The organism is Alteromonas sp. D210916BOD_24 (assembly GCF_047159385.1).
Taxonomy (GTDB): domain Bacteria; phylum Pseudomonadota; class Gammaproteobacteria; order Enterobacterales; family Alteromonadaceae; genus Alteromonas.
Genome location: NZ_AP038333.1, coordinates 1,512,406 through 1,524,456 on the forward strand (window position 1 = coordinate 1,512,406; position 12,051 = coordinate 1,524,456).

The 12,051-nt window shown below is 45.5% G+C and carries 11 protein-coding genes; 4 read left to right on the forward strand and 7 right to left on the reverse strand.

Annotated features, from left to right (window positions below; translation table 11 throughout):
• Positions 1–85: 85 nt before the first annotated feature.
• Complete coding sequence (locus ACMCM8_RS06550) at positions 86–2,350, reverse strand: YgiQ family radical SAM protein (protein WP_412726657.1); 2,265 nt, start codon at positions 2,348–2,350, stop codon at positions 86–88.
• A 239-nt stretch (positions 2,351–2,589) separates the two neighbouring features.
• Here ACMCM8_RS06550 and ACMCM8_RS06555 point away from each other — a divergent pair, with 239 nt between their 5' ends.
• Positions 2,590–3,063 (forward strand): EVE domain-containing protein, encoded by a 474-nt coding sequence (locus ACMCM8_RS06555; RefSeq protein ID WP_412726659.1) that lies wholly within the window; start codon positions 2,590–2,592, stop codon positions 3,061–3,063.
• Between the two features lie 30 nt (positions 3,064–3,093).
• Here ACMCM8_RS06555 and ACMCM8_RS06560 read toward each other — a convergent pair whose 3' ends face one another.
• Positions 3,094–3,669, reverse strand: a complete 576-nt coding sequence (locus tag ACMCM8_RS06560; RefSeq protein WP_412726661.1) for an exopolysaccharide biosynthesis protein — start codon at positions 3,667–3,669, stop codon at positions 3,094–3,096.
• Between the two features lie 245 nt (positions 3,670–3,914).
• On the opposite strand from ACMCM8_RS06560, the gene ACMCM8_RS06565 reads away from it, so the two are divergent.
• The 3 genes from ACMCM8_RS06565 (at position 3,915) to ACMCM8_RS06575 (ending at position 7,180) form a co-directional block, all read left to right on the forward strand.
• A complete protein-coding gene (locus ACMCM8_RS06565) occupies positions 3,915–5,402 on the forward strand; it encodes a sensor domain-containing diguanylate cyclase (RefSeq protein ID WP_412726663.1) in 1,488 nt (495 codons plus the stop codon).
• A gap of 187 nt (positions 5,403–5,589) precedes the next feature.
• The gene (locus ACMCM8_RS06570) at positions 5,590–6,318 is read left to right on the forward strand and encodes a hypothetical protein (protein ID WP_412726665.1); all 729 of its coding nucleotides are present in this window, start codon (positions 5,590–5,592) and stop codon (positions 6,316–6,318) included.
• Between the two features lie 19 nt (positions 6,319–6,337).
• Positions 6,338–7,180: a DUF3307 domain-containing protein gene (locus ACMCM8_RS06575; RefSeq protein WP_412726667.1), complete on the forward strand. Its 843-nt coding sequence runs from the start codon at positions 6,338–6,340 to the stop codon at positions 7,178–7,180.
• 85 nt (positions 7,181–7,265) lie between these two features.
• Here ACMCM8_RS06575 and ACMCM8_RS06580 read toward each other — a convergent pair whose 3' ends face one another.
• Genes ACMCM8_RS06580 through ACMCM8_RS06600 form a run of 5 tightly spaced genes read right to left on the reverse strand, consistent with a single transcriptional unit; the run spans position 7,266 to position 11,920 of the window.
• Positions 7,266–7,997, reverse strand: coding sequence for a TSUP family transporter (locus tag ACMCM8_RS06580; RefSeq protein ID WP_412726669.1), 732 nt, complete (start codon positions 7,995–7,997; stop codon positions 7,266–7,268).
• On the reverse strand, positions 7,994–8,791 hold the full coding sequence (locus ACMCM8_RS06585; RefSeq protein ID WP_412726671.1) for an SDR family NAD(P)-dependent oxidoreductase: 798 nt from the start codon (positions 8,789–8,791) through the stop codon (positions 7,994–7,996). The genes ACMCM8_RS06580 and ACMCM8_RS06585 overlap by 4 nt, the downstream gene beginning before the upstream one ends.
• Complete coding sequence (locus ACMCM8_RS06590; RefSeq protein ID WP_412726673.1) at positions 8,791–9,732, reverse strand: SDR family oxidoreductase; 942 nt, start codon at positions 9,730–9,732, stop codon at positions 8,791–8,793. The genes ACMCM8_RS06585 and ACMCM8_RS06590 overlap by 1 nt, the downstream gene beginning before the upstream one ends.
• Entirely contained in the window at positions 9,722–10,636 is a 915-nt protein-coding gene (locus ACMCM8_RS06595) for a bile acid:sodium symporter family protein (RefSeq protein ID WP_412726675.1), read from the reverse strand. Before ACMCM8_RS06595 ends, ACMCM8_RS06590 begins: the two co-directional genes overlap by 11 nt.
• Positions 10,637–11,920, reverse strand: coding sequence for a flavin-containing monooxygenase (locus tag ACMCM8_RS06600; protein ID WP_412726677.1), 1,284 nt, complete (start codon positions 11,918–11,920; stop codon positions 10,637–10,639).
• Between the last annotated feature and the right edge of the window lie 131 nt (positions 11,921–12,051).

Here is a 12,051-nt window from a genome sequence, read left to right on the forward strand (position 1 = left end):
GCGCCTTATTCTTTGATTTGCAAACACAGGTCAGCAAACCCCATTACTAATATAGGTCAGCGAGGATTGCGTTCGACACCCTTACTTATCGCTTATGCGCGCTGGGTTTACTTTGAGCTCTGTTTTTTTGCCCCTTAGCATTACCCTGTTCGCTCGCACGAGGCGTAGACCGATTACTGCTATTACCACTTTTGCGTTTGCCTTGTCGCTGAAAAGACGGGGGAAGCCCAGTATGCTTAGTTAACGCACGCTCTCCATGGCGACCTTTCTTCGCTTTCTGACGTTTCTCATCGGCGGTTTCTGGCGGCACCAAATGTTGTGGTCCTCGGCCAATTAAGTCTTCTCGTCCCATACGTACCAAGGCATCTCTTATTTGCGCAAAGTTTTTAGGATCGTGATAGCGAAGCATCGCTTTGTGCAAACGGCGGTGAATTTCGCCTTTCGCTGAGGGGACTTCCTCACTGTCTTTGGTCACTTTGCGAAGCGAATTAACTTCGGTGTGGTACATAGTGGTGGCTGTCGCCATCGGCGATGGATAAAAGTTCTGTACCTGATCAAGTTTGAACTTGTTCTCCTTAAGCCAAATAGCAAGACTCAGCATATCTTCGTCAGTGGTGCCTGGGTGAGACGCGATAAAATACGGAATGAGATACTGCTTTTTACCTGCTTCTTGCGAGTATTTGTCAAACAGCTCTTTAAAACGATAATAACTACCCATACCGGGCTTCATCATTTTAGAAAGTGGGCCGTCTTCGGTATGTTCAGGTGCAATTTTTAGATAACCGCCAACATGATGTAATGCTAATTCTTTAACATAGTCCGGATCTTCAACGGCCAGGTCATAGCGCACGCCCGACGCAATCAGGATCTTTTTAATACCGGGCAGGTTACGTGCACGACGATACAAATCGATGGTGGGTTTGTGATCGGTATCCATGTGTGCACAAATGCTGGGATAAACACAGGATGGACGGCGACAGGTGGCCTCGGCTTTTGGACTTTTACAGCGCAAGCGATACATATTGGCAGTGGGCCCACCCAGATCCGAAATAACGCCGGTGAATCCGGGAACGGTATCGCGAATTTGCTCTATTTCTCGAATAATCGAGTCTTCAGAACGGCTTTGAATAATTCTACCTTCGTGTTCGGTTATTGAACAAAAGGTACAACCGCCGTAGCAGCCACGCATGATGTTAATACTAAAACGGATCATGTCGTAAGCGGGTATTTTCGCATCGCCGTACGCTGGATGAGGTACCCGTTGATACGGTAAGTCAAACACGGCATCCATTTCTTCCGTTTCCAGCGGCATGGCGGGTGGGTTTATCCAAATATGTCTGTCACCATGACGCTGCATTAATGCTCTGGCACAGCCAGGGTTAGTTTCCTGATGCAATATTCGCGATGTATGGGCGTAGAGTACCTTGTTGTCTTTAACCGTTTCAAACGCAGGTAGCTTAACGTAGACGTTTTCCCAAGGCTTGCGTTTTTCCTTGTCTTTTTGCGCGGGCTGAATAACGATAGGCGTAGCTTCAGGCGCTTCACTGCTTTGGCTATTTTTATCTTGAGAATCGCACTCTGGCTCCATTTGATAGGGGCTTGAGATGGGATCGATTTTTCCCGGTCTGTCCAGCGAGGTAGAGTCAACGCCTTGCCATTCGGGTAACGCTTCTTTGACAATAATAGCAGTACCGCGAATATCCCGTAGGTCGGCGATACTTTCTCCTGCGGCCAGGCGGTGGGTGACTTCAACCAACGGCCGTTCAGCGTTGCCAAAAAACAGCATGTCTGCTTTAGCGTCAAACAGCACCGAGCGACGTACTTTCTCGCTCCAATAATCGTAGTGTGCAATACGACGCAAACTGGCTTCTATACCACCAATAATAACCGGCACACCTTTAAACGCTTCGCGACAACGCTGAGAATAGACAGTAACAGCGCGATCCGGACGCTTGCCACCTACGTTCCCTGGAGTATACGCGTCGTCATGACGAAGTTTTTTATCAGAGGTATAGCGGTTGATCATCGAATCCATGTTGCCCGCGGTAACACCGAAATAGAGGTTGGGTTTACCCAACTTCATAAAGTCGTTTTTGTTGGTCCAGTCAGGTTGAGAGATAATTCCAACGCGAAAGCCATGGGCTTCTAATACTCGGCCAATGACCGCCATACCAAAACTAGGGTGATCAACATAGGCATCACCAGTAACCAATATCACGTCACAGCTGTCCCAGCCCAGCGCATCCATTTCTTCCTTTGACATAGGTAAAAATGGGGCTGTGCCCAAGCAGTGTGGCCAATATTTGGGGTAAGAAAACAGACCGCGGTCGGCCTTTATGGTGGCTTGCATAGTAATCACATCTAGATATATCAGAAATTTGTTGAATGGCGGTTAAGCGAGATCAACGTAGGCGAGGTACATTATAGCAGTCTTGACTAAGCGACGGTATAGCACTGTCATTAAATTCCGCCTGTTTGTATACTCAGCGTTAATTTTTACCAATTTTGCTTGAAGGGTTAGTCCCTTGCCAGCGGTAAATAGCTGGCATTCTACTAATCATTTTAAATGGCAATAATAATGAGGCGACTATGGCTTATTGGTTATTTAAAACCGAACCCGATGCATTTTCAATTGACGATTTAGCGAGTCGTCCTGGGCAAACTGAACCGTGGGATGGGGTGAGAAATTACCAGGCGCGCAATTTTTTACGTGATGACATTAAACTGGATGACAAGGTGTTTATTTATCACTCCAGTTGTAAAGAGGTAGGAATAGCGGGTGTAGCCAAGGTAGTGAAAGCCGGTTATCCAGATACCACGCAATTCGATCCTGAGTCGAAATATTTCGATCCTAAGTCACACCCTGATAATCCCCGATGGTTTAGGGTGGATGTCAAGTTTGAAGGAAAGTTTTCGAAAGTTTTACCCTTATCGGTGATCAAATCGATGCCAGACATTACAGAATTGGGTGTTGTCAAAAAAGGGAGTCGATTGTCTATTATGCCTGTGAGTGAATGTGAATGGCAGTTGCTCTACGCCAGCGCTGTCAACGCAAAGTCGTAATCTGTAAGTGTTGAGGCCGTGCAATCGTGACTAAACCATCCCTAAGGTTTTAAACACTAGATAGCCCGTGCCCATTTGCAGAAACAATCCAAAACATATAAAAAGCCCATCTCGGTTGGTCATACCCAAGGCGGTAATTGACAAGGCCAATGCGGGTAATGCGACTGCAAAGGGAAGGGCTTCTAGCGGTATCATACACAATGCAGCCACTGCGCAATATGCCGCTATGATATGTTTTGCTGGAGCCTGAGAAAGAGAAATGATTCGAGGCTTAAGTAGCTTTTCAGTTTTCTTTACAAAGGGCTCTGCTTTTTCTACCGCACTGTCTAATTTGTTAGTACTAATTGTTTTGTCGGTAAGTTTTTTAGGTAACCAAGGACTGTGTTTACCTAAAGCTACCTGAATACAGATAAGAAACAAAGTGATACCACATAGTGTTGGCACACCCGGTATCGCCCCAGTAGGTAACAATGCGATAAGTGATGGTACAAGTAGTAGGGGGCCAAACCCTCTATCTTCAAAACGAGAAACAATATCACCCAACGTGACATCTTCCTCCCCATCTTTAGAAATATTCCCTAATAAGTTACTGACAGATTGATCCATGTTGCTGCCTTTTAGTTAAAATATAGGTCACGCGTTGCTAACTTTGTCCTGTGTTTACCTTGGACTCTTTGCCAATGGGCAACCAAGTCTTCAAGTGAACGCTTTGTAAGTATTATTAGATACGCTGATGTCGAGTTTTAGATTAGTGCGTTTTACAGCGCTAATAGGTGTGTAGTAGAAAGATTCATTTTATTGTGTTTGTTGTGCTGCTACAGTTAAAGAGAAAAATATATAAGAGAAGTCAGTTGAATACCGAAGATCTTCTTTCCATTTTATATCAAATGCCTGCAAGTATTTTGTTTAAAAAGGTAGGTGAAGAATCGGTATATGCCAGCGAAGGTTTTGTTGAGTTATTCAGCTTGCCAGGCAATTTGGCAGAGAAACCTCTTGCCGTGTCATTTTCAACAATTGACTTTAAGGTAAAGTTAGCCACCAATCAGTCTCCTTTTGAATTGTGTAGAAAGGGAGAGAAGGTCACTGATTGGTTCGGCATTGAAATTGACCATTACACACTTAGTTGTTTTGTTCAGAGCAAGAAAATTGCTACACCTGAAGGTACCTGGCTAGTGTTACTGGTTAATACTGATAGCCATCAGAAAGCCGAAATAAACTCTACAGATGCTCACGTTAATAAACACATTACCTTTAATCAGCTTCTTTCCCAATTTTCTTCTAAGCTGATAAATGCCGATGTACATGAACTAGACGATATCATTGACCAAAGTTTGGCGGCGTTTGGTGAATTCTGTAATGTCGATAGGTGTTATCTCTTTGAATTCAGTGACGACGAGACCTATATGTCTAATACCCATGAGTGGGTAGCGCCAGAGGTACCTCCTTTTATCGATGAGCTTCAAAATTTGCCGACTCAGAATATGCCGTTTTTTATGAGCCATATTTCCAACGGCATTTTTAAAGTGGACAACGTGGCGTCCATTCCTGACGTAGCCGCGTCTGAACGAGTGCTTTTTCAAGGACAACGTATATTTTCCATGCTGTGTGTACGCATTATGGCGGGTGGAAAACGGTATGGCTTTATAGGCTGCGATATTATTGGTCACCCCTACTCGTGGAAGCCCCACGATGTCGAGTACCTCACCCGTATTGGTGAAATGTTGGGTAATACGTTACAGAACCTCTATAACCGTAAGTCATTGCAAAAGATGCACATTGAATTGCTAAGCGCGAACAAGCAACTTGAACGACTTGCGAACATTGATGGACTTACAGGTATTGCTAACAGGCGATTGTTTGATTCAACGTTGGCGGCTGATTTAGTTCGTTGCCGAGAGTTTGAACAGCCCATTAGCTTAATGCTAATAGACGTAGACTATTTTAAGCTTTACAACGACTCCCATGGCCATGTGGCCGGTGACAATGTGTTAAAAAAGCTAGCGGATACTCTGGTATTAACTTGTTTGGGAAACGATGACCTCGTAGCGCGCTATGGTGGTGAGGAGTTTGCGATTATTTTACCCAATACTTCCTGTGACGCACTTGAAAGTATCGCCCAAAGAATATTGGGCAGTGTGGAATCACTTGCAATCTATCACCGGGCTTCTCCGTTTCAACAAAAGCTGACTGTCAGTATTGGAATGGTTTGTCTCAATAATGTGCCTTCTGGCGATGGGGATCGCTCAGGTGACCCAGTTAGTGCGACTCGTCTTGTTGATAGCGCAGATAAAGCGCTCTATCGGGCAAAACAAAACGGAAGGAACTGTGCCGAGTTTTAATTTTCAGCGACCTTGCGCATCTACAATCATTTAAGGCATCGCTTTTAATCACAAAATTGGTTGTGATTAAAAATAATCACATTTGAAGTTGTGATTGTTTTTGGTTTATTTCCTCGGTAGTGTATAGTTGTACTATCCTTCACGAAACGGCAGTCAGCCTGCGTGACAAATAAAAGGGCTAAGCGCTATGTCAGAACTGCCGGTATCTACACCTGAATCAGAAAGTCACTCTATTGTTATCAAACACGCTGCCGTGATGACCGGAGATATCGCCCAGTCGCAGTCACTTTCCAATACCGCATTTAGTGCAGTAGTAGCAACATTAAAAAAACAATTACAGAATAACGCAAACCTATACAACGGCAGTTATGATATATACCGAGGTGACGCCTTTCAGCTGGTGACATCACAGCCCAACAACGCCATGAATATCGCAGTAGGGCTGCGCTTAGCGCTTAAAGCACATTCTCCCTCTACTGACGTTCGCATTAGTGTTGCGTTAGGCGAAGCTGTGTTTAGGACAGAAGAGGTTAGAACGGGCAGTGGGACGGCGTTTGTGATGTCCGGTCGTGGATTAGATAGTATCAAACCACAACACATCGCTTTTCAAAGTGACAATCTCATCTTGAACCAACAGACACAACTACTGACTCGGTTTCTGGATGTACATTTGACGGGACTGACTCAGATACAATCAGAAACACTGCTGGCCTATCTATTGTCAGAAGATAAGAGCCACGATAGTGTTGCTGATCGTTTAGGTAAAAGTAGAAGCAACGTAAGTCGCATTTTAAATGCCAGCCAATATAAGCTAGTTGTTGAATACCTGTCTTATATGGAAGAAGCAATCACAACGGCTATTAATAATGGCAAGGGATGCGATAGTGGTAAACTCACCGATAGCAAGGACGAGTAATAGTTAAAAGGGAAAAATAATGCTTAGCGGTAACGCCATTCCTCACATCATAACTACAATAGAACAGCCTGTGTTACTGATGGGTTTGCTGCTCGCTCATACATTGGGCGATTTTTATTTGCAGCCATATGCCTGGGTAAAAAGTAGAAACGAACGTCACGCATTAGCTTTGCATCTATACTTACACGCGCTAGTACACGGGGTTCTAATTGCCATTACTTTACTCGTGTTAGGCCAGAATCTTTCCGTCACCACAATTTTAATAACGGCGGTAATTGTAGCGGTATCCCATTTCAAAATAGACGTAATAAAGTCTTATTGTAAACAGAATACTAGCGCGTTCGTGATAGACCAGTTATTACATTTACTGATTTTACTCAGTGTGTTTTTGTACCTCACTGGGCAGTGGAATTACTTAGCTCGAATAAGCGCCAGTTTTACAACACAGCACTTGGCGGTATTACTGGCCTATTTAGTAATACTTAGGCCCAGCGCTTTTCTGATCAAGCAATTACTTTCACCTTGGAGTGCTGATGTAGGAGGCGGTGATGAGAAAACGGCTCATCCCAACGATACACCTTCAATTAATCTGGAAACCCAGCAAACGCTCGCATTAGCGGGTCAGCGTATCGGCTACTTGGAAAGGGTGTTAATGCTGACGTTTGTATTATTAAACCAGTTCGCCGCTATCGGGTTTCTCATTGCAGCCAAGTCAATTTTCAGATTTGGCGATTTGACCAAGCACCAGGACAGAAAACTGACGGAATACGTTTTGTTGGGGACTTTTACCAGTGTGGTGATTACCTTGATAGTTGGATTGGTATGTGCAGCAATACTAGGTCACTTACCGGTAAAACAATAATCTGAGATAATCCAATAAAACTACATGTATCTGCCAGTTTTTAACCACTCGCTCTTGGATGGTGATCAAAGACTCAAATGGTTGTTCAAAGTAAAAATTGACTACATGTTTTTACCAGCAGTAAAACGCCGACGAGTAATAACAGCGCAAACACCAAACGAGAAAAAAACGTCTGACTGACCTTGTTGTGCAGGGCATTACCTATCACTGCCCCCGCTATAACACAGGGTATTAGCCACATAATAGATTTGACCTGCGAGGCCAAGCCTTCGAACAATAAAAACCACACACAAAGTGACGTATTTAGGGTAAACCATACACTTAGCAAGGTTGCGCGAAAGCGTTCTTTGGTCATGGGTGTTCTTGCACAGGCATACACCAGTAGCGGGCCGCCTGATGCAAATAAACCATGAGTAATACCGGCAGAGAAAATTAACGCACGACGGGCGAGGTGGCCATGGGCTGGTGCGTGCAGTTGGGCAAGCGATCGAATAGCAAACCAACAGATGATCAGTGCGAAAAGCGCTTTGCTGTAATCAGCGGGTATGTAGTCCGTGACAAGCACCCCTACTAATGTGCCAAGTCCCATCAAGGGTAAAATTTGCTTAAACAACAAGTCGTAATCGATATGCTGGCGATGACGGAAAACCAGCGGGCCGGTCATCATTATGTTAAGCGGTACCAACCATTGCATCAATTGAGTGATATCCATAACCAAGGCCCCAAGTGATAAGGCAATGACAATGCTTCCAAACCCTGTCATGGCTTCGACAGTAAACGCAATAAATACCCCGATGGCGACGATTATAAAGCTCATTGTGGTGCATCCAATTCACGCACTAATCGGCGGCGCATGAGGTGTAAGTATACTCTGGGCATAAGGCGATACAATAACGCGGAAACCCGGGTGAACCCGTCTGGCAGTAGGCGCTGCTGGCCTTTATTCATTGCTGAAATGATTTGTGATGCCATATCTTTACTGTTGCCCATTGCGCCGACCATTGTTCGCTTATGCGTGGCTTTATTGCCCAGCCCATTTAAAGCGTTATGCTCGATGGGGGTATCTAGAAAACTGGGGTATACCATTAGGATATGCTTCCCACTGCCTTGCCATTCGGCCCGCAGGGTTTCAAAGTATTGGTGTAAGGCGGATTTAGAGGCGCAGTAGCCAGCACGCCCCAGTACAGGCATCCATCCTGCCATAGAGCTAATATTCACAACACACGCATGGTGACTTAATAAAGGTGTGAGTGCCTGGGTTAGCTGAACAGGGGCAAAGTAATTGACCCGCATTACCTTTTCGATAACAGACAGCTGGGTATGTGATGCCAGTGAACGATGGGTAATCCCAGCATTATTGATGAGTACCTTTAAGGTGATTTGGCGTTGAGCAATTGACTGTACCAAGGTATCAATTTCACCCGGTACAGCTAAATCGCACACAAAATAGTGCTGACATTCAAGGGACGTTGCCACGCGCGTAAGCGCTTCATTTTGTACGTCTACCAACACCAGTTGGTAGTGGGCTGCCATTTGTTTAGCGAGGTCTAAACCCAACCCTGATGCCGCACCGGTTATCAGTGCCCAGGGTCTTGATGAGGTACTTTCCATTATCTATCATTCCTTACGTGGCTATTGTGCGCCACATAAAAATCAAACACTTCTTGGGAAGTTTTTTGAGGCACATAACCAAAAACCGTTTTGAGTGCGCGATTATCCAATACCGGGCGATAGCGCAGAAAATCAACTTGTTCGGCACTGTATTGGGTAAGGCCAAGGGCGTGGCCAATTTTAAGTATTCCCGCAACGACTGCAGCAGGCACTTGCACAAGGGGTTTATTGAGCACGTGCGCAATTTCGGCCATGGTCATTGCGCCATCGCCCGCTAAATTAAATTGCCCGGTAAGGCTTTCTGTAACGCCTTTAGTGATAATGTTCACCACATCTTCATCCCATATAAAGACGAAAGGCGAGGGTGAGCCTTTAATACCGAGCAATTTTGATTTCGTAAACAAATGGGTGATTTGATTATTGGTATGCTTGCCCAACACGGTACCCGGACGCAGCACTAACTGGTGTAACGCAGGGTGAGTGACCCGGTATTCAGCCAACATTTCTTCAATTAAACGCTTGTGCTGACTATAGGCGAAGTGGTCGTTACCGCGAAGGGGATCTTGTTCATTCAGCCAGTCAGGATTGTCGGCATGATAACCGTAGGCTGCGCCACTACTCGTCACTGTAATATGTTTGACCTGATTATTTATGCAACAATTAAGTACATTAGCTGTGCCATTTACATCAATATCATAGTCACGAGCTCGATCGTCACTGGCTTGCATGACACTGGCCAAATGAACCACATGGGTAATGTTGTGCTTAGCTATTATGTCACTTAACTGTGCGTCCCGAATGTCTATTTCATAATACGGGTAGAGCTGTTTTGAGGGTGGACGAATATCCACACCAACTATCTTGTAGTTATCAGCTAAAGCGTTAATCAGGCGCTGACCGATATAGCCTTCGCTACCGGTAATTAAAATATTAAGATCCATAAAAGTACTGCTTTTTAGAGGTGTGTTGACGGGCGGTTCTGCGATCTTTTAATTGCCAATAGGTACTCAAACTTAAGCCAGATATGAGATGCCAGATACCCCAGGCGGCGGCAATAACCGCCATTGCTTCTAGGTTGGCAAAAAAGGTAAATATGATCCCCAGACCCAAACCGGAGTTTTGCAAGCCGACTTCTAAGGTGATAGCGCGGGTATCGGCATGGGGCAATTGCAGCGCTCGGGCAGCGCCCCATCCGATGGCGAGCGCGAGGGCATTGTGAACCACTACGGCTAGCAAAAAGAGACTGGCTCCCGCAATAAACTTGTCCCAGTTCATGAAAAGCGCAATGGCTACAAACCCAAACAAGGTGAATAAAGACACAAAGCGAAAGAAGGGCTCACTTTTTCTTGCAAATAAAGGCCAGATGCGGGCACAGGTTAAACCGAGCGCCAGCGGTATGGCCAACACAAAGGCAATTACGGTTAACATGTCAGCGGTAGACACTGAGATGCTGTTCAACAGGCTATGTGTGCGTGGATTAAGGGCAGCGTAAAACATGAAGTTAAGCGGGGTGAGGACACAGGCAAGCAAGCTTGCCACCCCTGTCATACTTACTGACATCGCCGTATTGCCATTGGACAAGTAGGTCATTAAATTGGAAAAACTTCCCCCCGGACAGCAACTCACAAGGAGTAAACCCAGCGCTATTTCACTTGGCATTGGAACGAGCCAGGTAAGCAGGCATGTCAAAGCAGGTAACAAAACAAACTGCGCAATCATTCCAACAACCGGGCCAAGGGGCTGTCTTGCAATTCGGCGAAAGTCCTCAGGCGTCAGGCTTAACGCTATACCAAACATCATCATGGCTAGCACCGCATTTAAAACAAAAAGGCTAGTTGACGACATTTAGGCTCCCTGTCCCAACTGTTGCATTTCACTGGACAGCGCAGCCAAATAGTCGGCTTTGTGCACGTAGTAAGCCATACGCTCTAACGGTAAGTACTGCATGCCTCCGTCTATCCGCTGGCTGGCTTGCGCCTTCACTTTATCAAAAAATGCATCTGCAGCTTGTTGTTGATGCAGTTGCAAATGAATGACGTTGGCGACCAGCTTGGCTTGTTCGTCACGCCCTTGCCAGCCCAGCCCCGCTGCTTCTACCATACCCATCACATATAAATTAGGGTGTAGGGGGTTAAATACGTTTAAATAGAGTTGTGGCGCATCGCCTACCCAGTTGAGGTGCTGTTTATCAATAAAGGGGTAATGCAATTTATAGCCGGTGGCCTGTAAAATGAGGTCGTATTCTGCTTGACTACCGTCACTAAAACACGCGCCATTGTCGGTTAAACGCTCGATGTTAGGGCGTACTGTAATGTCGCCATGCCCGATATGATGTAAAAATAGCGAGTTTACTACAGGGTGTGATTCATACATTTTGTAATCGGGATCGGGCAGGCCAAAATGACTGGGCTTACCCGAAATTAAGCGCACCAATGTGCCATCTACACGTTGTTTTAACCAATTGGGTAAGCGAATTTTGCCACCTAAGGTGTCAGTGGGGATGCCGGCGACAAACTTAGGTAAAAAGTAATAGCCACGGCGTACCACCATGTCGACGTGCTTAGCCCGATGAACCGCATCGACGGCGATATCACACCCACTGTTGCCACATCCCACAATGAGCACCCGCTTATCTGCAAAGATTTCAGCACTTTTATATTGTGCACTGTGCATCTGCTCACCGTTAAAATTGCCTTGAAAGTCGATGACATTGGGGTGGTGTAATGTGCCGTTGGCAAGCAGTACGCCTGCAGCGATAATCTGATGTTGTTGATCATTTTTGCGATAGCTGATCCGCCATTGTCCGTTGTGGGGCTCTACTGATTCTACCCAGCAATTAAACTGGTAATGACGATATAAATCGAAGTGGGTGGCATAAGACTGAAAATAGTGTTTGAGCTGATCATGCCGTGGATAGGTGGCCACATCATCGCTCATGGGAAAGTCGTCAAATTCAGTCATGCGTTTAGACGAAATAAGGTGTGCTGAGTCGTACATAGTGCTGGTGGGGCTGTCGATGTCCCATAATCCACCCACATCGCTGTGGGCTTCCAAACCCAACACATTAATACCTTTTTCTGCTAACCGACGTACTGTACACAGGCCCATCGGCCCGGCTCCAATAACCACATAAGGATCCATGATCGTTGTCTCTATTTACTACCTGTTAATAAGGTTAACAGGATGTTGACAAGGTTTCCTTGCTCACACAGGACAAATAACTAGTTAATTTGGGACAGCTTCAGTATGCTATGCCTACA